The sequence below is a fragment of the Massilia sp. HP4 genome (assembly GCF_005222695.1).
In the GTDB taxonomy this organism is placed as follows: domain Bacteria; phylum Pseudomonadota; class Gammaproteobacteria; order Burkholderiales; family Burkholderiaceae_D; genus Telluria.
The window spans coordinates 112057-137816 of the sequence record NZ_STGG01000006.1; the positions used below are offsets into that span (position 1 = coordinate 112057).

Sequence of the window (25760 nt, forward strand, 5' to 3'; positions counted from 1 at the left end):
GTTTGACCCATGCACATCATTCTTTCATTGGCTGATCGGCCCTGACTTGCCAATGCCGACGTTCTACAAGCTCCTCTTGTCGGCCCTGGTTGCGGCCGGCGCCCTGACGATGTGCATGGCCAGGTCCGACCTGCGGGTGCCCGCGCCGGTCGTGATGCGCAGCGTGAGCGGCGTCGAGGGCCTCGAAGTACGCCATATCGGCTTCGACCGTGCCGGCGCAGGCCCATTCCAGCCGCTGTTCGGCCTTGACGACGTGCTGCCGGCCGCTTATCCATTCGTGCTCCATCTCGACAAGGTCTATCGCCGCGCCGGCCCGGGCAGCTTCGTCGTGCGCCCCCGCGGGGACGTCCGCGCGCGCTACCTGGTCGAGGAACATGCCGACCGCTCCGAAGAGCGGCCCGATCGCATCACCAGCCTGTCGATCCGCGACCGCGACAGCGATGAACTGCTCGGCCGGAAGTTCCTGCGCGCCCGGCAGGACCAGGCCGGACGCAGCCGGGCTGGCGACGATGCGATGGCATTCGTGCGCAGGGTGCTGGGCACCGAGGCCCCGGCCGGCAGCCGGCTCGACGCGCCATCGTATGGCGCGGCGCCCGTCACGCACACCCCGCTTCGGGTCGGCCGCATCGACCCTCCCATCCATGGGGGCGACGGCTGTCCGCCGTCCTACCGGATCGACATGGCGGCTTCGCCCCGGCAGTTCGATGCCGGGGCATGGTCATTCCGGCCCTGGGACGACGTCGACAGCTTTGCCTGCACCGGCAATTTCATCCTGGTGGCCTCGGGCGACGGCGCGCGCCTGCTGCTCGACTTGCTGGACCCGAGCGGCAAGCACCTGTTCCAGACCGAGGTCGCGATGCCGCTCGATGCGCGCGCCGGCGCGACGGTACAACGCTTGCGGGTGAACGGCGAGCGCCTGCAGGCCGACGTGCATTATCGTCCTGGCAAGCTCCCCGATGGCAAGCCCAGCTTGCGCCAGCGCTTCAGGCTCGTGATTTCGATGACGCCGCCGGACGCCGGACCTCCTCCGGCGGCGGTGGCTGTAAAATAGCGGTTTTCGACCAGCATTTTCGCCCGCCATGCATATCAATCCCGAACGCAGCGAACGTCCCGACTATGACCTGCTGGTGCGCCAGGTGACCAGCGTCCTCGAGGGCGAACGCGACCTGACCGCCAACGCCGCGCAGTTCTCGGCCCTGGTCTATGACACCCTGTCCGACCTGAACTGGGCCGGCTTCTACTTCACCGTGCCGTCGAAAAAAGGCGAAGGCCATGACCTGCTGGTCGGCCCGTTCCAGGGCAAGCCCGCCTGCGCCCGCATCCCGTTCGGCCGCGGCGTGTGCGGTACCACTGCTGTCGAAAAGAAGACCATCGTGGTGCCCGACGTACATGCCTTCCCCGGCCACATCGCCTGCGATTCGGCGTCGGCATCCGAGATCGTGATCCCGGTGATCAAGGACGACCGCCTGATTGGCGTGTTCGATATCGACAGCCCCACGCCGGACCGCTTCTCGGAAGAAGACCGCGTGGGCCTGGAAGCCATGCTCGCGGCCTTTGTTGCCGGTACCGATTTCTAATTGCGTCAAACCATCCAGAGACCCACATGAACCAACTCGAACAGCTCAAGCAGTACACCACCGTGGTTGCCGACACCGGCGACTTCCAGTCGATCAAGGCCTATGCCCCGCAGGATGCGACCACCAATCCGTCGCTGATCCTGAAGGCCGTGCAAAAGCCCGAATACCGGCCGCTGCTCGAAAAAGCGATCGCCGACGCCCCGGGCGCCTCGGTCGAGGCGATCGTCGACAGCCTGCTGATCGCCTTCGGCGTCGAGATCCTCAAGTATGTGCCGGGCCGCGTCTCGACCGAGATCGACGCCGCGCTGTCGTTCGATACCGAAGCGACGGTCGCCAAGGGCCGCGAGCTGATCGCCCTGTATGAAAAGAACGGCGTGTCGCGCGAGCGCGTGCTGATCAAGATCGCCTCGACCTGGGAAGGCATCCGCGCCGCCGAGATCCTGGAAAAAGACGGCATCCACTGCAACCTGACCCTGCTGTTCTCGCTGTGCCAGGCGGTGGCCTGCGCCGAAGCGAACGTGAAGCTGATCTCGCCGTTCGTCGGCCGCATCTACGACTGGTACAAGAAATCGACCGGCCTCGAGTACCAGGGCGCCGACGATCCGGGCGTGCAGTCGGTCAAGGGCATCTACCAGTACTACCGCAAGTTCGGCTACGCCACCGAAGTGATGGGCGCGAGCTTCCGCAACACCTCGCAGATCCTGGAACTGGCCGGCTGCGACCTGCTCACCATCTCGCCCGACCTGCTGCAGAAGCTGGCCGACAGCGACGCGCCGGTCGAGCGCAAGCTGGTCAAGGACGACGGCGCCGACATCCAGAAGATCGCGATCGACGAAAAGACCTTCCGCTTCATGCTGAACGAAGACGCGATGGGCACCGAGAAGCTGGCCGAAGGCATCCGCGCCTTCGTGGCCGATTCGATCAAGCTCAAGCAGATGATCGAAGGCATGCGTTAAACGCGGCAGCGCGAACACGAGACCCGGCCGCGGCCGGGTTTTTTTTTGGGAGCGGTGCGGTCAGCGCGCCTTCAACCCCGCCAGGAAGGTATCGATCACCTCCCCACCCAGCGCCATCAGGTCGAACGACTCGCCGTCGAACAGCCAGTTGCGCAGCAGGCCGTCGAGCATGATCCACATGCAGGTCGCGCCATTATGCGGATCGACGCCGACCGGTAGTTGGCCGTTCGCGCGCGCCTCGGCCAGGTTGGCTTGCATGCGCGCACGCCACTCGGCCACCGCTTCGCGCTTGCGCACGCGCGCCGAATCCACCTCGTCGGTGAACTCGGTCTTGAGCGTGGCGATCTCGAATACCCGGCGTGCCTTTTCGTCGGTGACGACGATGTGGAGCACCGCCATCAACTCGTCGCGCAAGCGTTGCAGCGGATCGGCAACCTGGCGCTCGCCCAATTGCTTGACGGCCGTATCCATAGGCATTGTGGCGCGATCCATCATCGCGCTGAACACTGCCCCCTTATCGACAAAATGCCAATAAATCGCACCACGCGTTACACCTGCCGCGGTGGCAATGTGCTGTAATGTTGTCCGAGAAACACCCTGTTTTGCAAACAAGATTTCTGCTGCATCGAGAATGCTGTCGCGGGTCGCGGCTGCTTCTTCCTTCGTCCTGCGAACCATTTCTTTTGAGTAACCCTAGAATTAAAAGGTGCTTAAAACATTTTACATACAGTCGTGATAGTATATAAAACTATTTGCAAAAGCCAGCGCTGATCTTGCATCCCATGCATATGTTGTTGACCGGGGTGTGACATCGACGCGAATTACTAACTAGAAGGAAGCACACGTAATGCGCTCTGCCAACTCCTCATCCATGTCCCTCACCCGGGTCGCGGCCGCCACCATGGCCGCGTTGGTCCTGCTGTCCGCCTGCGGCAAGAAAGACGCAGCGCCGGCCGGCGGCGCGCCTGGCGGCCAGATGCCTGCACCGGAAGTCGGCGTCGTCACCGCCAAGTTCGAAACCGTCGCCCTGCAAACCGAGTTGCCTGCGCGCGTAGAACCGATCCGCACCGCCCAGGTCCGCGCCCGCGTTGACGGCGTGGTGCTCAAGCGCTCGTTCACCGAGGGCAGCATCGTCAAGCAGGGCCAGTCGCTGTTCACGATCGACCCGGCGCCTTACCAGGCCCAGCTCGCAGCCGCCCGCGCCGACGTGGCGCGCGCCGAAGCCAACCTGGTGGCGTCGCGCGCCATCGCCGAGCGCTACAAGCCGCTGGTCGAAGCCAACGCTGTCAGTAAACAGGAATTCGACAACGCCGTCGCCGCCCAAAAGCAAGGTGAGGCCGAAGTTGCCGCAGCCAAGGCCCAATTGAAGGTCGCGCAGATTAATGTTGGTTACACCAATGTGAACGCTCCCATCTCGGGCCGCATCGGCCGCGCGCTGGTGACCGAAGGCGCCCTGGTGTCGGCGACCCAGTCGACCGAGCTGGCGCTGATCCAGCAGACCGACAATATGTACCTCAACATCACCCAGTCGGCCACCGAGCTGCAGCGCCTGAAGAAGCAAGGCGGCGGCGCCGACAACGTGCCGGTGACCGTGCTGCTGGAAGACGGCTCCGAGCTGCCGACCCGCGGCAAGCTGCTGTTCTCGGACGTGACGGTCGACCCGGGCACCGGCCAGATCATCCTGCGCGCCACCGTGGCGAACACCAATAACGCCCTGCTGCCGGGCCAGTACGTGCGCGTGCGCATCGCGCAAGCCTCGCTGCCGAACGGCATCCTGATCCCGCAGCAGGCCGTGACCCGCGGCGGCGCCCAGGGCGACACGCTGACCGTCGTCGGCGCCGACAACAAGCCGGTGCCGCGCAACGTCACCATCGCCTCCAACTCGGGCCAGAACTGGATCGTCACCGGCGGCCTGAAGGAAGGCGAGCGCGTGATGATCGATGGCTTCCAGAAGCTCCAGATGATGCCGCCAGGTACGCCGGTCAAGGCCGTCCCATGGCAGCCGAAGGCAGCGCCAGCCGGCGCCGCACCGGCCGCGGCGCAGCCGGGCACCCCGGAAGCGGCCACCGGCAATCCGGCCAATGCCGCACCGGCAGCGACCACGGCGACCCCGAACAAGGGTACGCCGGCGGCCGGCGCCGAAGCACCGGCCTCGAGCCGCTAAGCGCCGCAGGACAAGAACAGGAATAATTCAATGGCACGTTATTTTATTGACCGCCCCATCTTTGCCTGGGTGATCGCGCTGTTCATCATGGTGATCGGTGGGGTTTCCATCACCCAGCTGCCGATCGCCCAGTATCCGAACGTGGCTCCGCCCTCGATCGTGATCAACGCGACCTACCCTGGCGCATCGGCCCAGGTGCTGGAAGACTCGGTCATCTCCGTCATCGAACGCGAGATGAACGGCTCTCCCGGCCTGATCTACATGGAATCGAGCAGCACCGCCAGCGGCGCCGGCTCGATCACCCTGACCTTCGAAACCGGCACCGATCCCGAGCTGGCCCAGGTCGACGTCCAGAACCGCCTGTCGCGGGCGGCCCCGCGCCTGCCGGCATCGGTCAACCAGCAGGGCGTGCGCGTCGACAAGGTGCGCGCCAACTTCCTGCTGGTGACGATCCTGTCGTCGGACGATCCGAAGTGGGACCCGATCGCGCTGGGCGACTACGCCTCGCGCACCGTGCTGCCCGAGATCCAGCGCATCAAGGGCGTCGGTACCGCCCAGCTGTTCGGCACCGAGCGCGCGATGCGCGTCTGGATCGATCCGGCCAAGCTGGTCGGCCTGAACCTGTCGCCGGGCGACGTCAACGCCGCGATCCAGTCGCAGAATGCCCAGGTGGCATCGGGTACCATCGGCGACCTGCCGCTGGCCGCCGGCCAGGAAATCACCGCCACCGTGGTGGTGACCGGCCAGTTGAGCACCGTCGAACAATTCGGCAACATCGTGCTGCGCGCGAACGCCGACGGTTCGACCGTGCGCCTGAAAGACGTGGCGCGCCTCGAAATCGGCGGCCAGGCCTACCAGACCTCGGCGCGCCTGAACGGTCGCCCATCGGCCGGTATCGGCGTCCAGCTGACTCCGACCGGTAACGCGCTCGAAACCGCCGAGCTGGTCAAGGCCCGCATGGAAGAACTGTCCAAGTTCTTCCCGCATGGCGTGAAATACACCGTGCCGTACGACAGCTCGAAGTTCATCAGCATCTCGATCGAACAAGTGCTGCATACCCTGATCGAAGCGATCGTGCTGGTGTTCCTGGTGATGTTCCTGTTCCTGCAGAACATCCGCTATACGCTGATCCCGACCATCGTGGTGCCGGTCGCCCTGCTCGGCTCCCTGGCTACCCTGCTGGCGCTTGGCTACTCGATCAACGTGCTGACCATGTTCGGCATGGTGCTGGTGATCGGTATCGTGGTCGACGATGCGATCGTGGTGGTGGAGAACGTCGAGCGCATCATGAGCGAGGAAGGCCTGCCGCCGCTGGAAGCGACGCGCAAGGCGATGGGCCAGATCACCGGCGCCATCATCGGCATCACCGTGGTGCTGATGTCGGTGTTCCTGCCGCTGGCCTTCTTCGGCGGCGCGGTCGGCAACATCTACCGCCAGTTCGCGGTGGTGATGGTGTCCTCGATCGCCTTCTCGGCCTTCCTGGCGCTGACCCTGACCCCGGCGCTGTGCGCCCACCTGCTCAAGCCGATCGAAAAAGGCCATCACGAGAAGAAGGGTTTCTTCGGCTGGTTCAACCGCAAGTTCTCGGCTACCGCCAAGGGCTATGAAGGCTGGGTCGGCAAGATCGTCAAGCACACCGGCCGCGGCATGATCGTGTTCGCCGTCGTGGTGGGCGTGGTGGCGCTGCTGTTCACGCGCATGCCCAATTCGTTCCTGCCGAACGAAGACCAGGGTTATATCGTGCTGAACGTCCAGCTCCCACCGGGCGCGACGCAAGAACGCACCAACCAGGTGATGACGGCGGTCGAGAACTTCACCATGAAGCAGCCCGAAGTGGCCAACATGATCTCGATCCTGGGCTTCTCGTTCTCGGGCTCGGGCCAGAACATGGCGCTGGCCTTCGTGCCGCTGAAGGACTGGAGCGAGCGCAAGGAAAAAGGCTCGGACGCGCAAGGCCTGGCCGGACGCATCATGGGTGGCGTGAGCGGCATCCGTGACGCCTTCATCTTCGCCATCAGCCCGCCGCCGATCCCGGAACTGGGTCGCGGCACCGGCTTCAGCTTCCGCCTGCAAGACCGCGGCAGCAACGGCCACGAAGCCCTGCTGGCGGCGCGTAACCAGCTGCTCGGCATGGCATCGCAGAGCAAGATCCTGACCGGTGTGCGCCCGGAAGGCCTGGAAGACGCGCCACAGGTGCGCCTGGACATCGACCGCGACAAGGCGCAAGCGCTGGGCGTGACCTTCACCGCGATCAACACCGCGATCTCGACCTCGCTCGGTTCGTCGTACGTGAACGACTTCCCGAACGCCGGCCGCCTGCAGCGTGTGGTGGTGCAGGCCGATGCCAGCTCGCGCATGCAGCCGGACGACCTGCTCAAGCTAAATGCGATCAACACCCAGGGCCAGGCCGTGCCGCTGTCTTCGTTCGCGACCACGCGCTGGGTCACCGGCCCGATGCAGACCCTGCGCTACAACGGCTATCCGGCGATGAGCATCTCGGGCGACGCCGCCCCTGGTTACTCGACCGGCGACGCGCTGGCCGAGATGGAACGCCTGGCGGGCCAGCTGCCGGCCGGCTATGCCTTCGAATGGACCGGCCAGTCGCGCGAGGAAGTGCTGTCCGGCTCGACCATGACGATCCTGATGGCGTTCTCGATGCTCGCGATCTTCCTGGCCCTGGCCGCACTGTATGAAAGCTGGTCGATCCCGGTGTCGGTGCTGCTGGTGGTGCCGCTCGGTATCCTGGGCGCGATCCTGGCCGCCAACCTGCGCGGCTTCCCGAACGACGTGTACTTCAAGATCGGCCTGGTGACCATCATCGGCCTGGCGGCGAAGAATGCGGTGCTGATCATCGAGTTCGCAAAGGACCTGCAGGCGCAAGGCAAGACGCCGATCGAAGCGGCGATCGAGGCGGCCCACCTGCGCTTCCGCCCGATCATCATGACCTCGCTGGCCTTCATCCTCGGCGTGCTGCCGCTGGTGATCGCGGGCGGCGCCGGCGCGGCTTCGCAGCGCGCGATCGGTACCGGCGTGATGGGCGGTATGATTACGGCTACCGTGTTCGGCGTGTTGTTCGTGCCGCTGTTCTTCGTGGTGATCCGCACGCTGTTCAAGGGCAGCGAGCGCCAGCGCAAGATCTACGCCCACGAGCAAGACAAGGCCGCAGACCAAGGAAACAAAATATGATCAAGCACTTCAAACTCCTGACGCCGCTGGCGCTGTCGATGGCGCTGGCAGGCTGCATCTCGCTGGCTCCGGACTATGAACGTCCGGCCGCGCCGGTGGCCGCCTCCTTCCCGGAAACCCCGAAGGCGGCCACCGAGTCGACCAGCCCGGTGCTGGCCGCGGCGCCAAGCACCGTCGCCTGGCAATCGTTCTTCGCCGATGCGCGCCTGCGCACGCTGATCGACGCGGCGCTGGCGAACAACCGCGACCTGCGCGTGGCGATCGCCAATATCGAGCAGGCGCGTGCGCAATACCGCATCGCCCGCGCCGACCGTCTGCCGACCGTGGGCCTGGGCATCAGCGGCAACCGCCAGACCGTGGGCGAAGACCAGCCGATCGAGAGCGTCTATCAATCCGGCCTGTCGGTATCGGCCTTCGAGCTCGACCTGTTCGGCCGGGTGCGCAACCTGTCCGAATCGGCGCTGGCGCAATACCTGGCCACCGAAGAGGCGCGCAAGGCCACGCAGATCAGCCTGATCTCGTCGGTCGCCAGCGCCTGGCTGCAACTGCTGGCCGACGAAGAGCTGCTGCGCATCACGCAAGACACGCTGAACACGCGCCTGGAATCGGACAAGCTGTTCCAGCTGCGCTTCGAGAACGGCGTGGCCTCGCGCCTCGAGATCCAGCAATCGCGTTCGCTGGTCGAGACGGCCCGCGCCACCCTCGCCCAGCAGCAGCGCCTGCGGGCCCAGGACATTAACCTCCTGACGCTGCTGGTCGGCGGCCCGCTGCCGGCCGACGTGAGCGCCGGCGCCACCTTGGCCAAGACCGAGCTGCCGGACATCCCGGCCGGCCTGCCTTCGGACCTGCTGGCCAACCGTCCGGACATCCGTTCGGCCGAGCAGCAGCTGATCGCGGCCAACGCCAATATCGGTGCGGCGCGCGCGAACTTCTTCCCGCGCATCACGCTGACCGGCAGCGCCGGCAGCGCCAGCAACGAGCTGTCGGGCCTGTTCGACAGCGGCACCTGGGGCTGGACCTTCGCGCCGCAAGCGATCCTGCCGATCTTCGACTACGGCCGCAACAGCGCGACCCTGGGCAGCGCCCGGGCCCAGCGCGACATCGCGGTGGCGCAGTACGAGCAATCGATCCAGACCGCGTTCCGTGAAGTGGCGGACGCGCTGGCGGGCCAGGCGACCTTCAGCGAACAGTTGCGCGCGCAAGCCGCGGTGACCGAGGCGGAAGCGGATCGCTTCAACCTGTCCGACCTGCGCTATCGCAGCGGCGCGGCCAGCCAGCTCGACCTGCTCGATGCACAGCGTTCGCTGTTCCAGTCGCAGCAGTTGTCGGTGCAGGCGAACCTGCTGCGGTTGCAGAATCAGGTGACCTTGTATCGCGTGCTGGGTGGGGGATGGAGGGAGCCGGTGGCGCCGGTGGATGGTGGAGCGCCGGTGGCGGTGAGATAAGCCAGTCGGCATTTGCCGAGGTGGAGACCGGGCCTGGTGGCCCGGTTTTTTTTGGAATAGTGCGAGTCAACGTTGTCCATGTTGTCGACCATTCGAGCAGCAACTCAGCTGTTACTAAAGTTTTCGACTGTTGACATCAAAACAGCACCACAGCTAGTCTTATGTCCATCATAGGCGACGGGGACACCACCTACGGTATGTCGAGACTCCCCTTCGACAATCTTCCCCTCCCCGTGTAGCGGGCAAACACACTTATCTCCAACACAAGCGACTGCAATTCCAGCTACCGTGAAGTGAGTAGCGGTGACTTGGGCAACCTTGCCCCCATGGCTGGTAGGGTCATTAAGCCGGACGATGTTAGGCATGCTTTGCCATTGCTCTCATGGGTTCGATCAGAAATGCTCGCCGTTCCTTTCTCTGCATCAGCTTTCCAAATCTACTTTCTCGTATTCAACCAACTTCCATATCGTTGGATCTTTGGGTCGGTTTTGGAAGAGAAGCAAATTTCGCCAAATGCTTATTCCATTTGAGGTAGGCACAGAGGGCATAACATCTCCAGCACTTATGAATTTCCGTCGTTCACTATCCATAACATCCGCTCGAGTTATTTCCCACCAACCTGTTTCAGGGCAGATCTTACCTCCATCGATTTTAGTAGCTAACGGGACTTTATCTTTATTGACTGGTGTGGCATCTGTTGGCTCGCGCAGTCTCACGGTTGATACAATCATGTCCCATAACGCAAGAGCGTCATCATCTGATATGCCTGGTTTAATCGCACCTTTGGTATCGTCTTTCACACCAGAATCAAGGCGTATATCCAACTGCGGATGAAATGGATCATTGACAGATCCGGCACTATAAAATCTGAATTCATGAGCCGATACGGCACGCTTATATGCCGGAGTGCGAAATGCCATTTCCTGACCGGTCCAATGTCCGATCTGTCGGACTTGCTCGCGCAATATTTTCCTGCGTGAAAAAACTGCACCAAACCCAGCAGCTTCCGCTTTCGCTTGAGCTCGTTCGTGCAATACCTTGGGATTAGAATCATTATTCAGGAATTCTAAATTTTTGTGAACATCTATCGATATATGCACATCAGGATACTCGCTTAGCCGCAAACCGACTGTAGCTCGCTCGTATTCATATTCGCCCGTGACATATCCGCCCTCGATGCAAATTCCTGAATCAGCAGGTATTTCTTCTGCATTACGAGAACGCAAGGCTGTGGCAACCTTATTTATTCTCTCAATAAAATCATCTTCCGGCAAGACACTACTTACTTCTTGAAAAAATATATCTTTCTCAATCGGTACAATCGATAGAATTTGGTATCCCACGCGATCACGCGATCCAATAACCATTTTTTGACCAGTTCTCACTCCGTCGATTACCTCCCCAAACAATGGAAGTTTTGGCCAACTATATTTAGTAAAAAACTTTTGCTCCTTCTCAACCTCCTCCATTCTTTCTAAAACATATTCACCGACCTTTTCTGCCTCTCCTTGTCGATATTCGATTGATGACTCAACCTCGGCCGGGCCATACACCACGACTGTGTTTAACGGAACTTTCACCACAAACCGCCCGAAGCAAATCATCTTGGTTTTATTAAAAATTGACGTCAATTCAGGTGATATCTCAGTCATATCCCCTCCAATAAAATTTTGGACCGTCCGACCGCAGCCCGTCATACATGTGGAAGCCAGAAAAAATATCAGGAGTGCCAGAACATTTCCTCTTGGGACAGCGCTCATGATCATTCGGCCCACCTCATTGTTGAGATGATCTGGCATAAACAATAAATGGTAGCCGCAATTACAGAATCGTTACTATAGCTCGCCTGATGCTCGTATCCGGCTTGCCGAAACACGCCTTTAAATTTCCCGCTTCTCAACTGTGCATCTGCTGAGTATGTTGGAACTGTTTGATCGCCTGGGTCAGAAGGAGCCTGAAGATTGGCCTTGAACAGAATTCTCTTTTCATTTTTTTTCAACGAGTCGACTGGCTTTCGCAACATTAAGCCTCCTTTCTCGTCATCACTGTAAATCCTCGATGACTCTATGTCTTCTACACTTAAATCACCCTCGATTTTCCAAGTCACTTTATGCCATGCAAGTCCATTCGAATCGGCACCGTAATGCGCATAACTGTGTTCATGGTAGGTTCCTGCGATTTGACTGTGAAAGTTTTTCGCCGCATCGAGCAACTCATGCGTTCTCCTTGTTCCTTGTCCGGGTATTTGTGCAGGATTAATCCAGTCTTCACGAAGAAGCCCGTACCACTTATCGCCTGCCTTATATATTTCCTCATAGGGATCTCCATGCTGAGGAAGGCTTTTTAACACTTCACCATCACGCATCAACCGCAACCAATGGTTTCCATATGCTTCGCTAGGAAGCAACTCCAATCCTCCTTGGGAGTTCCCAAGCACACAAGTGACATTGGGGCCTGTTGCACCAAGTATTCTCGCCGCGACATTATCGCCTTCAAAGCCACACCGCATACGTTTATAGGTTGTTCCAGCGCCAATGGCTGGCATGACCCCATGGATCACTCCAAGAACCTTATCACTGATATTCCCCATTTCCGGGTGAACAACTGCTCTAGCCACCAACCCTCCCATAGAGTGGGTAACAAGGATTACTTTTTCGCATTGATACCCTTGGTCTTTGTATTTTTTTATTAGTGCATTTATTCTGCCAGCAGTACTGACTCCAGAGTCCATATTGCTTTGCAGCCAGTTATACCCCATTGCATGAACTGGAAACCAACATCCTTTTATAGTCTTTCGCAGTGACACTTCATCTATTTCCTTTAAAGACGGATTTGGATGTGCCCCCCATGTCGCAGACTTGACGTTGACAATTGAATTCATCAGATAGGTGTCTTTGAAGCGGTCGGTGAACGAGCCGTTCAAACGTATTTCACATTCGCTGAGGATTTTTTCATAACTACCAAAAAAAACCTCACCCCACCCACGCTCACGTGCCTTTTGATCCCTCGTTTTCGCGTTAGCCCCTCCAGGTCTGTCGCTTTGCAAAAGAGGCCCTTCGATACGCCTCCAACTTCCACTGTACTGACTCGAGAAATGTGCTGCCTTGTTTCGCGCGTCGGAGGTTTCCTGTGAATTCCCATTAGAACTTCCTTTTTGATCATAAGTATCCAGCTCGGTTGTAACCGGGTCAAATCGCAACTGCCGCTCTGCTGCAGTATCATCTTCCATAGGGAGCGTCTCGAAGAGATTATCCGGTCGCCATGCAATATTGTTTTTCTTTCCGATTTTGGCTTGCCGAACTGAATTCATTCGTAAATTCGACCCCATAATTCCTGGGATAAATATAATTGGAAGAACGCGATTAGGGGGAATACTATGGACCTGCGGCGCCCGATCTTGGACTGGAGTCATAAAACCTTGGACGATTTTTCCACCGTTTTGATCAGGTTTCGCTGGCAGCTTATATCCGGTTCGCCTATTATCAGTAGACATGATTTATCCCTCGTTCAGTCCCATTGCTGCAGATTAGTCATCCAGCGCTTCAATTGTGTAATGAGCAAATGGGATTTCGGACTCGAAGTCCTGCGTCATCCCAGCTGCATCAGTTCGCCCTTCCAAAATTTGTCCGTCTTCCAGCGTGATGCGATACCGCTGATCTACTAAAGGCGAACCAGTACTCAAATCGATCATGCGCACACGCTGATCGTGTTTAACGACGCTATCGGGCATGCGCATCGCCATCGCCCCTGCGTCACCCGCCCCGGGAAACTCAAACTTGGAGGCCTTGACCACGAAACCGCCCGTACATTGATGCGTGATCGCACCATTGCCAATTGCGACTTGGGCACCTTGCGTGACGACTGTGACCTTGGGCGACTGCAGCACAATTTCCTCGGACGCGGCCAGGACAATACGTTTAGCTGAAGTGATCTCGACATTCTCATCTTGTGCTTCGATCTCGACCTTTCCACTCGCTGCGACTAGTCTGGCTCCGAGCGAATGCGCGAAGACACTGATCCCCTGCAGCGCATGGAGAAGGAGTTTGCGTCCTGCGGAAACCTGCGTATTCCGAAGACTGAGAAGATCGATATCCGTTTGCGCACCGATTGCGATGCCCGCCTGACTTCCGACAATTACGCCAGCAGGCGCTTCGATGGCAACGATCGGCGACCGGTCTGCCCCAGATGCCGACTGCCCTTCGATGTTGCTGCCGTCCTCCCAACTGTCGAGATGTTTTTTCAGCTTCACCAGCGACTCGGGCTCCACCGCATCAGTTTCATGCGCCTCGGCCAACTCGGCTAACTGCTTTTGAATACTCAGCATTGCTTCCGACAGGCCAGCGAGCCCATCTCGATCAAGCAAGCGCCCCGCAGCACGTAGCGAAGAATCCGCACTAATCAGAATGCCCTCGCCTCCACGCAGGGACAACGCCGCATCGGTGCGCAATTCGGCCCCCTCCCCACGCGGTTCTGCCGCCCCGTCACGCCTCGGATGCGTGAGATAGCCCAAATTCAGCTGGCTGTGTGCGTGCTCGCTCCCAAGCTGGGCACTGATCTGCCCCGGCGTATCGTCCATGCGAAGCTGGTTGGCCCGCGTCCCCTGCCCTTCCTTGCTCACGATCCCAGACAAATGCCTGTCCCCAGGAAGAACACTGTTGCGGCTGAACGAAGGCGGTGGCGTCCGAGCACCATGGACATTTCCGATAATGAGCGGCTTGTCGGGATCCCCGCCCATGAACACGACGACCACTTCGTCGCCCACGCGCGGCAAGGAGATGGCCCCATACCGCTCCCCCGCCCACCCAGACGCAACCCGCAACCACGCCGAATCGCGATCGCTGCCGGAAGCACCGGCCCCATCCGCATGTTCATGGTCTTCCGGACGGCACGCCGGAAACCGCACCTTGATCCGGCCATGCTCGTCGCAATGGATTTCCTGGTTCGCAGGCCCCACCACAATGGCGGTCTGCGCTTCGGTCCGGGGAAAGTCGACCCGCGGATCGTAGGCAGGAACGATCGGAATCCCACGCCGCACGCACGTGAATCGATTCGTGTAACGCATGCCGCGCTCGATACTCGCCTGCACCAGGCTGGCGCGGTCGCTGCCCCAGCGGTTCAAGGCGAATAGTCGGCCAGCCTTCTCGTCGAGCGTCTTCGGAAGATTATTCTCAGCCTCCACCCGCAATTCGGTGCAAACGAATTCCCGCTCATTTGCCGGATGGCTGTCGATTTCAGGATGCCCATCCATGCGCCGCCATTGTCCGACCCGCATGTCGCGGTCACCGCTTTCCCCCTGAAATAACTTGGCCTCATATTCCTTGCGCTGCATGCGCAGCACGCCAAGGCTGCGGTAATCGTCGCCGCTGGCGCCGGCATGCGGCGAGTCGACCAGATAATCGTCGACACTGGCCGCAAACTGGTTGCCCATCGTTCCCTGGTCGGCAAGACTGGCCTCCTGGCTACCCATCGACCACGCTTGGGCATAATCCCAGCTGTGGCGATTCACGCGGCCAGCCGTCAGGCTGCGTACCGCATGCCAGGCAGTGATGCTGTCGCGTTGTTCGGTGCCGTCGTCGCGGTGATAGCGCGCCGCCCCGACAGGATTCTGTTCGAGCGCATGAGGATGGTCGAACAGCACGAGCGTATGTGCGGGGGTGGTGTCGCTTCCCCGCTCGGTCGCAATACCCGCCTTGATGTACCACGCAATCCCACGCCGCTTCCACAACCGCCGAAGGAAAGCAGCGTTGGACTCGTTATACTGCATCGTGAATTCGCGAGCGGGGTATTGCTTGAGTCCCTTGAAGTCGAACTGGAAAGCCGCCGCCGCGATGGGATTGACATGTCGCCATTCACGCAAGATGGTTTCCGTGATGTCGATTTCGCTGCGGTTACGGAACACCCGCGTATTACAGGTCTGCTCGAGCAGGGACAGCGCATCGCGCACGATCAGCTGGTAGCTTGCAAGTCCGCCATCGCTCTGGCCTTCCGCCGCACCGCCCACGATGCCGCAGACCGAGCGCAATTCCCCCGAGTCGGTCACGAATTGAAGCTCGACCGGATTGGCAATGAAGCGCTTGAGTTCCATGCCGGCCTGCAGCGAAACACATTGCAGGGCATATTCGATGCCTCCGCAGATCGTCTCGACGCCGCTGACATACTTTACCAGCAGCAGATCGTCGACGATGCCTTTCGCAGTCGAGAGACGCAGCCGGATGGCGCGGTTCATGTCGGTCAGATTGCTGAAACTCGCAGCAAACTTATCAGTAATCACGGCGGCCACCTCATGAATGAACGGTTTGCTCGTGCCTAGGAGCAAAGCCGATCATAGCGACCGGAAATCATGAGGGAATTGATAAGGCGCAACTACTGCAGGCTGGCGAGCGCCAGCCGAAACGATGACACAACGCCGTCCACGTATGAAACGCGGACGGCCATCGCTAATACTACCGGCTAAGGCCGAGGCGCTTAACGATTACGGGTCACCCGCCAGATCGTATTGGCCAGATCGTCTGCCACGATCAGCGCACCACGCGGATCGACGGTCACCCCAACCGGCCGCCCGCGCGTCTTGCCGCCTTCATCCCGGAAACCTGTCACGAAGTCGATCGGCTCACCCGCCGGCCGCCCATTCGCGAACGGCACGAAGATCACCTTGTAGCCCACTGGCGGATTACGATTCCAGCTCCCGTGCTCCCCGACAAAGGCGCCGTTCGCGAACTTCTCGTCCATCACCGGCGACGAGAAATGCAGGCCCAGCGCAGCCACATGCGAGCCCAGGCTGTAATCCGGCTTGATGGTGGCCTTTACCTTTTCCGGGTCGCCCGGTTTCACGCGCGGATCGGCATTCGGGCCCCAATACGCATACGGCCAGCCATAGAAGCCCCCCTCTTTCACCGACGTCAGGTAATCCGGCACCAGGTCTGGCCCCAGCTCGTCGCGCTCGTTCACAACCGACCACAGTTGCCCGGTCTCCGGATGCATCGCCAGCGCAGTCGGATTGCGCAAGCCCGTCGCATATGGCTTGTAGGTGCCGGCAGCCGCGTCGATCTGCCACACCATCGCGCGGTCGACCTCGGCCTCCATGCCGCGCTCGGTGATATTGCTGTTCGAGCCGATGCCGACATACAGGTAGCGCCCGTCGGGGCTGACGGTCATCGCCTTCGTCCAGTGGTGGTTGATCTCGGACGGCAGCTTGGTGATCGTGGTCGGCGCGCCGGCGGCCTTGGTCTGGCCTTCCTGGTAATCGAAGCTCACCAGCTCATCCTGGTTGGCGACGTAGATCTTGTTGTTGGCGAACGCCAGTCCATACGGGGCGTTCAGCTCTGCCGCGAACACGGTCTTGAGTTCATAGGTGCCATCGCCGTCGGCATCGCGCAGCAAGGTCAGGCGGTTGCCGCTCTTGACCTGGGTATTGCCCTTGGCCTTGATGTAGCCGGCGATCACGTCCTTCGGCTTGAGCTTGGCCGCGTTGCCGCCGCGGCCTTCCGCCACCAGGATGTCGCCGTTCGGCAGCACCAGGGTCTGGCGCGGAATCTGCAGGTCGGTGGCGATCGCGGTGACGCTGAAGCCCTCGGGCACGGTTGGTTTCTGGTCGCCCCATGGCGACGGCTCGGCGATCTTCATGCTCGGCAAGATGCCGCGCTGCGGATCCGGCAGCGCCGGATCGGCGCCGCGCGACAGGGTCTTGGCGCCTTCGCCCTCGGTGCAGGCGCTCAGCAGCAACGCCGCGCCCAATACTGCCAGTGTGCTCGAACGGTTCATCGTGCACCTCCCACGCGTGGCGACAGGCCCACCCAGGCCGTCAGGCAGATCAACAGGAATACGATGGCCGACATCACCAGGCCGGCCGGCATGACGGCCCACGCATCCTTCGCATGCTGGAAGGCGTTGAACAGGCCCAGCAGCCAGGTCGCCAACAGCAGCACGAAGTACATCAGCACCTGCCCCGCTTTTTGATTTGCCCGAATCAGGTTCGCCAGCGCGAACACCAGCGCCAGGCCGCTGAACAACTCGGCGCCGGCAATCAGCCAGGATGCGAAATTACTCCACTGGATCTGGTAGGTCTTGTAATAGGCGATATCGCTCAAGAGCGCTCCCAGGAACAGGGAGACGCTCCCCGCAAGCAAGATGGTATGCAGCAGGCCGGGCGGGCTTCGATAAGCCGGGGTGGCCGTGGTCACGGTTGACATTGATTTTCCTTCAATGGTGATTTTGATAACGCGATGATATCGAACATAAAACTGTCCTGTCGCATAGTTGGTTGTATGCACACGATCAGGGCCAGTTACCGTCGACTTGCCACTTCCAGTCGTTGCAAATGAGAACAATAATCGCTATCATTTAGGATTGCCCCTGTAACCCTGACTGCATGGCGTCCGCCGCGCGAAGGGATCGACCATGTCTACCATCCAATTTCTCTACGAGGACAACCACGGCTGGCTATGCCGCTGGTTGCGTCAGCGCCTCGACAGCGCCGACGATGCGGTGGACCTTGCGCACGACACCTTCTTGCGACTGCTGCGCCGGCCTGATGAGGTGCCCGGCATCGTCGACCCGCGCGCCTTCCTGGCCACGATCGCCCGTGGCCTGCTCAACGACCATTGGCGGCGCCGCACGCTCGAACAAGCCTGGCTGCAAACACTCACCGCCCTGCCAGACGAGCTCGCCTTCTCGCCCGAGCAGCTCGTCTCCATGCAGCAAGAGCTGCAGCAACTGGACGCGATGCTGTCCCAGCTCGCGCCCAAGGCGCGCGAGGTATTCGTGCTGTCGCAGCTCGAAGGCCTGAGCTATGTCCAGATCGCCGCCCGCACCGGCCTGAGCGACCGCACGGTCAAGCGCTATATGGCGCAAGGTTTCGAGCTGTGCCTGAACGCGCTGTGCTGAACCGCCGTGCCCGCCCTTGATGCCACCACGCCGCTCGATCCCCAAGTCATTCGGGAAGCAGCAGGCTGGCTGGTGCGCCTGCATTCCGGCCAGGCCGATGCTGCCGACCGCCAGGCCTTCGAGCACTGGCGCCAACAGCGGCCCGAACACGAACAAGCCTGGCAGCGCGCCGAGCGCCTGAGCCAGAAATTCGGCGCGCTCGCGCCTGAACTCGGCGTGCCCGTCCTCACGCGCCAGGCGCGCGGCAACCGGCGCGCCGTGGTCAAGACGCTGGCCACGCTGGGCGTCGCACTGCCGGCCGGCTGGTTCGGCTACCGGGCGATGCGCGGCGAAGCCCAGGGCGTCCAGGCCATATACCGCGCCGGCGTCGGAGAGCAGCGGCCCGTGATGCTGGCCGACCGCAGCGCGCTGCGGCTCAATACGGCGACCGATATCGCGGTGCGCTATTCGGACAGTGCCCGCCTCGTGCAGCTCGAGCGCGGCGAAATCTATATCGAGACCGCACCCGACATGCACGGCCAGGCGCGCCCCTTCCTGGTCGACACCGCCCAGGCGCGGCTGCGCGCCCTCGGCACCCGTTTCACCGTGCGCGCGCTCGACCGGGACGGCGGCCGCACGGAATTGACCGTGCTCGAACACCGGGTCGAAGTCGTGCTGCACGCCAGCGGCGAGCGCAGGATCATCGAGGCAGGCGAGACCGTCCAGTTCTCGGCCGACGCGTTCGACAAGCCGGCATCCAAGGCGCGCCCTTCCACCGCGGCGCCGGCCTGGACCAGGGGCATGCTGGAAGCCGACGACGTGCGGCTCGAGGCTTTCTTGCAGGAGCTGGCGCGCTTTCGCCCCGGGATCATCCGCTGCGCGCCCGAGGTGGCGAACCTGCGCGTCTCGGGCGTGTTCAAGGTAGGCGACACCGACCATGTGCTGGACATCATCGGCCAGACCCTGCCGGTGCGCATCGTGCGACGCACCGCCTACTGGGTCACGGTGACGTCCAGCGCCACCTGAAAATATTTTTCGCCTCCTGTCCCTTTCTTGTCGCTGGTTCGGCTCATACACCGTCAAGCAAATGAAAGGAACCGCCTTGGAGTCGCCACACGTCCCCGCCGCCCTGGCCCACTTTACCCTGCGCGCGCTCATCGCCTGCACCGCGCTCGGCGCGACCATGCATACGCACGCGGCCAGCGCGCAAGCCACGCCGAAAGCGCGGCAGTACAAGATCGCCCCCGGCCCGCTGGCGCAGGCGCTGTCGGGCTTCGCCCGCGAAGCCGGCGTCACGGTTGCCTTCCGCCCAGAGGACGTGGCCGGCCTGTCCAACCGCGGCCTGGACGGGCGCTACACGGTGGCCGATGGCCTGGCGCTCCTGTTGGCCGACAGCGGCGCGCAAGCCGTGCCGCAGGCCGGCGAGGGCTTCGTCATCCAGCGCCGTCCCGCGCCCGTGGCGGCAGCCGCCGCGCCACGCGATATCGGCATGCTCGAGACCATCACGGTGGTCGGCGACTGGCTCGGCACCGGACTGGAAAACAGCGTGCAAGCCTTCGGCGGCGCGCGCACCCTGGTGCGGCGCGAACAGATCGTCGACAGCGGCGCGGCGACCATCGCCGATGTGCTGCGCGGGATTCCCGGCGTGCAGGTCAGCGGCAGCACCAGCAATACCGGCAGCTCGGTCGGCCTGCACATCGGCATCCGCGGCCTGAACCCGCGCAACTCCTTCCGCTCGACCATGCTGATCGACGGCATTCCACTGGCCATGGCGCCGTATGGCCAGCCGAACCTGGTGCTGGCCCCGACCAGCCTGGGCAACCTCAACTCGATCGACGTCGTGCGCGGCGGCGGCGCGGTGCGCTACGGCCCGCAGAACGTGGGCGGCATCATCAACTTCAAGACCCGCCCGGTGCCCAACCAGGGCGGCCTGACCGCGGATGCCTCGGCGCGCTACAACACCTACGAGGGCGGCGGCGCGAACCGGCAGGTCTCAAGCTATCTGGGCACCGAACTCGATAACGGCTTTGGCGTCGCCCTGCTCTATTCCGGCATGGAAGGCGACCACTGGCGCGACGGCAGCGACGACCGCTACAACGACCTGGCGCTAAAGTGGCGCTACAAGCTCGGTCCCTCGTCCGAGGTCTATGGCAAGATCGCCCACTACGACGTCAAGTCGATGACGCCGGGCGGCCTCACGCCAGCCCAGTATGAACGCGACCCGTTCCAGAATACCCACCCGAGCGATTACTGGAAGGGCGACCGCGACCAGGTCGATGTCGGCTACGTGAACGCGCTGTCGGCCACCCGGGAGTTCGAAGTCCGCGCCTATGCCTACGACAGCGCGCGCGAAAGCCTGCTGGGCAATGCCGCGCAAGCCCGCCATGACTTCCAGCCGCGCGACAACAAGGTACGCGGATTCGAGCCGCGCTACACGCAGCGCCTGGCCTGGGGACCGGCCACCCACGACGTCACGGTCGGCTACCGCTACATCCGCGAAACGGGGCAGGACCGGCGCTTTTCGACCGATGCCGCCACCGGCCAGCAGGTCGGCGTGACCCAGGTATTCGAGAACGGTACGCGCGCGCATTCGGTGTATATCGACGACCGGATCGCCTACGACAAGTGGCGCATCACGCCGGGGGTGCGCTACGAAAAGATCGAAAGCGACCGCAACCCGAGCGGCACCGCCGACGATACGCCCTTCCACGTCCGCAACAGCCGCGCGCTGCCGTCGCTGAACGTCTCTTACCTGCCGAACGAACGCCTGACCCTGTACACCGCCTACAGCACCTCGTTCGGCGCCGTCCAGTACACGCAGCTGAACTCGATGTCCGAAACCAACCCGCTCGACCCGGAAGTGGCCAAGACGCTGGAAGCCGGTGTGCGCTATGCGGGCGAGCAGCTGCGTTCGGAGTTCACCGTGTTCGACCTGCGTTTCGATAACCAGATCCTGTCGATCCCCGGCACCAATCCGGCCGTGTTCCGCAACCTGGGCGCGACTACCCACGACGGCATCGAGTTTGCCGTCGACGTCGATCTCGACAAGTCCGGACCGCTCGCCGGCCTGAACCTGTACGCGAACTACACCTACGTACGCGCGCTCCAGAAGTCGGGCGAATTCGAAGGCGGCGACGTGCCGTTCTACTCGCGCCAGACCGGCACGCTCGGCGCGCGCTATACGCGCGGCGCCTGGGCGCTCGGCCTGTCGGCCACGGCGCAGGGCAAGCACTACACCGATACCGCGAACACGGTGCCCGAGACCGCCAATGCGGCGCTCGGCCGCGTGCCGGGCTTCGGCGTGCTCAATGCGCAACTGAGCTACAGGATGGCGGGCAGGAAGGGGCCCGACTTCCAGCTGGGCGTCAACAACCTGGCCGACCGCCGCTATTACACGCGCAATACCGACACCAATGGCGGGCGCATGGTCGGCGCGCCGCGCATGCTCTACGTCCAGCTGCGGCTGGCGTACTGATGACCGCATCGCTGCGCAGTCTCTGGCTCAAATGCCATCGCTGGACCGCGCTCGGGCTGGGCTGGATCCTGATCGTGTCCGGGCTGACCGGGTCGCTGCTGGTCGTCGCGCGGCCGCTGGACCGCTGGCTGCATCCGGACTACTTCGTGGCGGCGCAACAGCCGGCGGTGTCGCAGGTCTCGCTGGAGTCGCTGCGCATGCGCCTGGCGCTTGAATTCGGCCCGAAAGCCGCCTTCACCTTCCGCCCGCCGCGCGCGGATGGCGACACGCTGGAAGTGCTGGTGCGCGGCAGATGGCGCGGTTCGCTCTACCTGCATCCGGCGAGCGGCGCCGAACAGGGCCGGCGCGGCGAACATGACAGCGTGGTGTCGTTGCTGCACGGCCTGCACAGCGCCTTGTGGCTCGGGCAGACCGGCAAGGCCATCCTGGCGCTGGCGGCCTTCGTCTACCTGCTGCTGGCGATCTCCGGCATCGTGCTGTGGTGGCCGCGCCGCTGGCCGCCCGCGCTGCGCATCGCACTGGACAAGGGATTCTCGCGCGCCTCCTTCGACCTGCATCGTACTGGCGGCATCGTGTTCGCGCTGCTGCTCGCGGTCAGCATGGCCACCGGCGCCTACCTGGCCTGGCGGCCGATCGGCGGCTTGATCAGCTGGCTGGCCGGCACGCCCGTCGTGAGCGCGCCCACGCTGCCGGCCGCCGCCGCCGGACCGGCGCTCCCGCTCGACGCGCTGGCAAGCGCCGCGCAACAAGCTTTCCCGGATGGCCGCATCGGCCTGTTCCTGTACACGCCGCAGCTGGACCGCCCGCTGGCCGTGCGCATGCACGTGCCCGACGATCCCCATCCCAACGGGCGTTCGGTGGCCTGGCTCGATCCGCGCAATGGCCAGGTGCTGGCCAGCCGCCGCTGGGACGCCCTCGATCCCGGCACCCGGATCAATTCGATCGTCTTCCCGCTGCATACGGGCGAGCTGGGCGGCGTAGCGGGAGATGCTGCCGTGGCACTCCTCGGCCTGGTGTTGAGCGTCCTTGGCATCACCGGCCTGGTGCTGTGGTGGCAGCGCCGCCAGGCGCGACGACGCGCCCGCAAACGTTCGACGTTGTAGCGCGGAATTGCCCGCCGGCCGGCGCGTGCCGCTGGCGATTTGGATACACTGCTCCCACCGACTCCCGACGGTGCGCCCTGCGGCGCAGTGTGATGCCATGCGCAACTTTTTCAACTCACACTGGAAGGTCATCCTCGCAATCCTGCTGGCGATCATGCTGGCCGTGCTGACCGTCGACACCACATCGGGCGAGCCATCGCTGGCGGCGCGCCTGCAGGCGCACACCCAGGCACTGGCCTCGGGCACGACGGCCACGGGCGGGGCGCTGCGCCACGTCGAGACTTCACTGCGGCGTGCCGGTTACGCTCCGCGCATGCAGCGCAGCGGCGATACGGCGCATCCCGGCCACAGCATCGAGGTAACAGTGTCCAGGCTGGCGCCGAACGGGCGTCCTGATCGCACCTTCATCGTCGGCGCCCACCTGGGTCGCGATGCCGCCGCCAGCGCGGCGGGCGCGGCCGCGGTGCTGGAACTGGCGCGCGCAGCCAGGACGCTGGGCCCCGCCTACGGCACCGAGGTCCGCTTCGTGTTTTTTGTTGACGACGACCGGCCTGCCGGCGAGGACCGCAGGCCGGGCGCGGGCCGTCGCGACGGCGGCAACTTCATGGCGTTCGTGGGAACCCGCGCCGCCTCGCACCAGGTGCGCCAGGCGCTGGCCGCCTTGCGCAGCGATCCGATGCTGGCCCGCCAGGGGCTGGCGGCGCCTGCCCACGTGATGGGCCTGACCCTGTCCGGGCATGGCAGCGGGCCCGACGACGGCCCGGCGCTGGTGATCACCGATACCGGCTTTTTACGCTTTCCGTACTTTCGCGCCGAGGCGCCGCCCGGACCGGCGCAGGGGCAAGAGCAGGCCCAGGACCTCAACGACTACGACGGCATGGCGCGCATCGTCGGCGGCCTGGGCCGCACCCTGGAGGCGCTGGCCGGCGCGGTCGATATTTAAGCCTTAGTCCGCCAAAAACATCTCTTGCAGGTCATTCAAAAAGCGCTGGCCCAGCGCGGTCGGCTTGATCAGCTTGTGGTCGCGGTAGATCAGCCCTTTGGCCTCGGCCTCGTTCAGCGCCTTGGCGATCGCGCTGATGTTCATCCCGGTGCGCTCGCCGAACAGGTTCGGATCGAAGCCGCCGGTCAGGCGCAGCGCATTGAGCATGAATTCGAAGCCCATGTCGGCGCGACCGATCTCGTGTTCCTCTTGCACCGGATTGCCGCGCTTGGCGGCCTCGATGAAGGACGCCGGCTGCTTGAAGCGCGCCTGGCGCAGCACGCGGTGCGGGAACGAGAGCTTCGAGTGCGCCCCGGCGCCGATGCCTAGGTAGTCGCCGAACTGCCAGTAATTGAGGTTGTGGCGCGCGCGCCGGCCCGGCTGCGCATAGGCCGAGATCTCGTAGTGCCCGTAGCCCGCGCCGCCCGTCACCTCGGCGATCATGTCCTGCATGTCGGCACTGAGGTCGTCGTCCGGGAGCGACGGCGGATACTTGGCGAACACCGTGTTCGGTTCCATCGTCAGGTGGTACAGCGACAGGTGCGGCGGCGCGAACGACAGCGCCGTCTCCAGGTCGCGCCGCGCTTCGGCCAGGGTCTGTGACGGCAGCGCGTACATCAGGTCGAGGTTGAAGTTGTCGAAGGTGCTCTTCGCGATCTCGACCGCGCGCAGCGCTTCGTCGCCATCGTGGATGCGGCCCAGCGCCTTCAGGTGCGCCGGATTGAAACTCTGGATGCCGATCGACAGGCGGTTGATGCCGCTCTCGCGGTAGCTTTTGAAGCGCTCGGCCTCGAAGGTGCCGGGATTGGCCTCCATCGTGATTTCGGCGTCCAGGTCCAGCGGCAGCAGGGTGCGCAGGTCGGACATCAGGCGATCGAGGCCGGCCGCCGACATCAGGCTCGGCGTGCCGCCGCCGATGAACACGGTGTGGATCTTGCGGCCCCAGATCAGCGGCAGCGATTGTTCCAGGTCGAGGCGCAGCGCATCCAGGTAGTCTTTCTCGGGCAGCTCGCCCTTCGCCTCATGCGAATTGAAATCGCAGTAAGGGCATTTGCGCACGCACCAGGGCCAGTGCACGTACAGCGACAGCGGCGGCAAGGCGGTCAGGTTCAGCGCGCCCGGCTGCAGGTATTGCAGCGCGGCGGTGGCCGGCGAACGCGGCTCGCTTGAAGCCTGGCCCGATGCGGGGCCGGCGACTTTAATCGGGATCATGTCAGGCAGCTGTGAGTTTCTGGACCAGCGCGCGCAGCGCCTGGCCGCGGTGGGACAGTGCGTTTTTCTGTTCGGGCGCCAGTTCGGCGGTGGTCTTGCCGAGCGACGGGATCAGGAAATGCGGGTCGTAGCCGAAGCCGTTCTCACCGCGCGGGTTGGTGATGATCTCGCCATTCCAACGGCCGTCGGCGATCACCGGCTGCGGATCGTCCGGGTGGCGCACATAGACCAGCACGCAGTAGTAATAGGCCGATTTGTCGCTGAGCCCCGACAGGTCGGCCACCAGTTTCTGGTTGTTGCGGGCGTCGGATTTCGGCTCGCCCGCGAAGCGCGCCGAGTAGACGCCCGGCGCGCCGCCGAGCGCATTCACGCACACGCCCGAATCGTCGGCCAGGGCCGGCAGGCCGGTCAGCCGCGACGCATGGCGCGCCTTGGCCAGCGCGTTCTCGACGAAGGTGCCGAACGGCTCTTCCGCCTCCGGCACGTCGAATTCGCCCTGCGGATGCAGTTCGAAGCCGATCGGGCCGAGCAGCTGGGCAAACTCCTTGAGCTTGCCGGCGTTGTTGGAGGCGAGGATCAGGCGTTGGGTCATGGTCATGCGCTCTGGATGAACGTGGGATTGGATGAACCGGCTATTTTACCGGCTTCGCGCCGCTTGCGCCCGACAACGACCGCCGATCAAGACAGCTGCAAGGCCTGCTTCGGATTAACGGCGGGGTCAGGTCTGACATTCGGACACGGCCTCTGCAATGATCGCTTTTACGGCTGAGATCGTGTCCGATTGTCAGACCTGACCCC

The 25760-nt window shown here is 62.8% G+C and carries 20 protein-coding genes and 1 pseudogene; 11 read left to right on the top strand and 10 right to left on the bottom strand.

The window, feature by feature from the left end:
- Nucleotides 1–52: 52 nt before the first annotated feature.
- The 3 genes from E8M83_RS01810 to tal are packed head-to-tail and all read left to right on the top strand — an operon-like array spanning nt 53 to nt 2533.
- Nucleotides 53–1051 (top strand): hypothetical protein, encoded by a 999-nt coding sequence (locus tag E8M83_RS01810; RefSeq protein WP_137171684.1) that lies wholly within the window; start codon nt 53–55, stop codon nt 1049–1051.
- A 28-nt stretch (nt 1052–1079) separates the two neighbouring features.
- The gene (locus tag E8M83_RS01815; RefSeq protein ID WP_137171685.1) at nt 1080–1577 is read left to right on the top strand and encodes a GAF domain-containing protein; all 498 of its coding nucleotides are present in this window, start codon (nt 1080–1082) and stop codon (nt 1575–1577) included.
- A 26-nt stretch (nt 1578–1603) separates the two neighbouring features.
- Nucleotides 1604–2533: a transaldolase gene (gene tal / locus E8M83_RS01820; protein WP_137171686.1), complete on the top strand. Its 930-nt coding sequence runs from the start codon at nt 1604–1606 to the stop codon at nt 2531–2533.
- 60 nt (nt 2534–2593) lie between these two features.
- On the opposite strand, the gene E8M83_RS01825 is transcribed toward tal, so the two are convergent.
- Nucleotides 2594–3010 carry a TetR family transcriptional regulator C-terminal domain-containing protein gene (locus tag E8M83_RS01825; protein ID WP_229491384.1) on the bottom strand — a complete coding sequence of 139 codons (417 nt, stop codon included), beginning with the start codon at nt 3008–3010 and terminating at the stop codon, nt 2594–2596.
- Between the two features lie 27 nt (nt 3011–3037).
- Nucleotides 3038–3211, bottom strand: a pseudogene (locus E8M83_RS26170) (TetR family transcriptional regulator); the annotation flags it as partial.
- 169 nt (nt 3212–3380) lie between these two features.
- Here E8M83_RS26170 and E8M83_RS01830 point away from each other — a divergent pair.
- Genes E8M83_RS01830 through E8M83_RS01840 form a run of 3 tightly spaced genes read left to right on the top strand, consistent with a single transcriptional unit; the run spans nt 3381 to nt 9328 of the window.
- Nucleotides 3381–4697, top strand: coding sequence for an efflux RND transporter periplasmic adaptor subunit (locus E8M83_RS01830; protein WP_137171688.1), 1317 nt, complete (start codon nt 3381–3383; stop codon nt 4695–4697).
- Nucleotides 4698–4727: 30 nt separating this feature from the next.
- The gene (locus E8M83_RS01835; RefSeq protein WP_137171689.1) at nt 4728–7883 is read left to right on the top strand and encodes an efflux RND transporter permease subunit; all 3156 of its coding nucleotides are present in this window, start codon (nt 4728–4730) and stop codon (nt 7881–7883) included.
- Nucleotides 7880–9328: an efflux transporter outer membrane subunit gene (locus tag E8M83_RS01840; RefSeq protein WP_137171690.1), complete on the top strand. Its 1449-nt coding sequence runs from the start codon at nt 7880–7882 to the stop codon at nt 9326–9328. The genes E8M83_RS01835 and E8M83_RS01840 overlap by 4 nt, the downstream gene beginning before the upstream one ends.
- Before the next feature lie 104 nt (nt 9329–9432).
- Here the strand turns inward: E8M83_RS01840 and E8M83_RS01845 are convergent, their stop codons facing one another.
- From E8M83_RS01845 to E8M83_RS01870, 6 genes are all read right to left on the bottom strand, one after another.
- Nucleotides 9433–9693 (bottom strand): PAAR domain-containing protein, encoded by a 261-nt coding sequence (locus E8M83_RS01845; RefSeq protein ID WP_137171691.1) that lies wholly within the window; start codon nt 9691–9693, stop codon nt 9433–9435.
- A 57-nt stretch (nt 9694–9750) separates the two neighbouring features.
- A complete protein-coding gene (locus E8M83_RS01850; RefSeq protein ID WP_137171692.1) occupies nt 9751–10980 on the bottom strand; it encodes a T6SS immunity protein Tli4 family protein in 1230 nt (409 codons plus the stop codon).
- Nucleotides 10981–11090: 110 nt separating this feature from the next.
- Complete coding sequence (locus E8M83_RS01855; RefSeq protein ID WP_137171693.1) at nt 11091–12821, bottom strand: triacylglycerol lipase; 1731 nt, start codon at nt 12819–12821, stop codon at nt 11091–11093.
- Nucleotides 12822–12854: 33 nt separating this feature from the next.
- Nucleotides 12855–15599, bottom strand: coding sequence for a type VI secretion system Vgr family protein (locus E8M83_RS01860; protein ID WP_137171694.1), 2745 nt, complete (start codon nt 15597–15599; stop codon nt 12855–12857).
- Between the two features lie 194 nt (nt 15600–15793).
- A complete protein-coding gene (locus E8M83_RS01865; RefSeq protein WP_137171695.1) occupies nt 15794–17089 on the bottom strand; it encodes a sorbosone dehydrogenase family protein in 1296 nt (431 codons plus the stop codon).
- Entirely contained in the window at nt 17086–17517 is a 432-nt protein-coding gene (locus tag E8M83_RS01870) for a DUF2231 domain-containing protein (protein ID WP_137171696.1), read from the bottom strand. The genes E8M83_RS01865 and E8M83_RS01870 overlap by 4 nt, the downstream gene beginning before the upstream one ends.
- Before the next feature lie 208 nt (nt 17518–17725).
- On the opposite strand from E8M83_RS01870, the gene E8M83_RS01875 reads away from it, so the two are divergent.
- The 5 genes from E8M83_RS01875 (at nt 17726) to E8M83_RS01895 (ending at nt 23711) form a co-directional block, all read left to right on the top strand.
- Nucleotides 17726–18211: a sigma-70 family RNA polymerase sigma factor gene (locus E8M83_RS01875; protein WP_137171697.1), complete on the top strand. Its 486-nt coding sequence runs from the start codon at nt 17726–17728 to the stop codon at nt 18209–18211.
- A gap of 6 nt (nt 18212–18217) precedes the next feature.
- Nucleotides 18218–19216: a FecR domain-containing protein gene (locus E8M83_RS01880; RefSeq protein ID WP_137171698.1), complete on the top strand. Its 999-nt coding sequence runs from the start codon at nt 18218–18220 to the stop codon at nt 19214–19216.
- A gap of 157 nt (nt 19217–19373) precedes the next feature.
- Nucleotides 19374–21665 (top strand): TonB-dependent receptor, encoded by a 2292-nt coding sequence (locus E8M83_RS01885; RefSeq protein WP_137171712.1) that lies wholly within the window; start codon nt 19374–19376, stop codon nt 21663–21665.
- Nucleotides 21665–22768, top strand: coding sequence for a PepSY domain-containing protein (locus E8M83_RS01890; RefSeq protein WP_137171699.1), 1104 nt, complete (start codon nt 21665–21667; stop codon nt 22766–22768). The genes E8M83_RS01885 and E8M83_RS01890 overlap by 1 nt, the downstream gene beginning before the upstream one ends.
- Nucleotides 22769–22865: 97 nt before the next feature.
- On the top strand, nt 22866–23711 hold the full coding sequence (locus tag E8M83_RS01895; RefSeq protein WP_137171700.1) for a hypothetical protein: 846 nt from the start codon (nt 22866–22868) through the stop codon (nt 23709–23711).
- 3 nt (nt 23712–23714) lie between these two features.
- Here E8M83_RS01895 and hemW read toward each other — a convergent pair whose 3' ends face one another.
- Both hemW and rdgB read right to left on the bottom strand, forming a co-directional pair.
- Complete coding sequence (hemW, locus tag E8M83_RS01900) at nt 23715–24962, bottom strand: radical SAM family heme chaperone HemW (RefSeq protein WP_137171701.1); 1248 nt, start codon at nt 24960–24962, stop codon at nt 23715–23717.
- Nucleotide 24963: 1 nt separating this feature from the next.
- Complete coding sequence (gene rdgB, locus E8M83_RS01905; protein ID WP_137171713.1) at nt 24964–25554, bottom strand: RdgB/HAM1 family non-canonical purine NTP pyrophosphatase; 591 nt, start codon at nt 25552–25554, stop codon at nt 24964–24966.
- Nucleotides 25555–25760 lie beyond the last annotated feature (206 nt).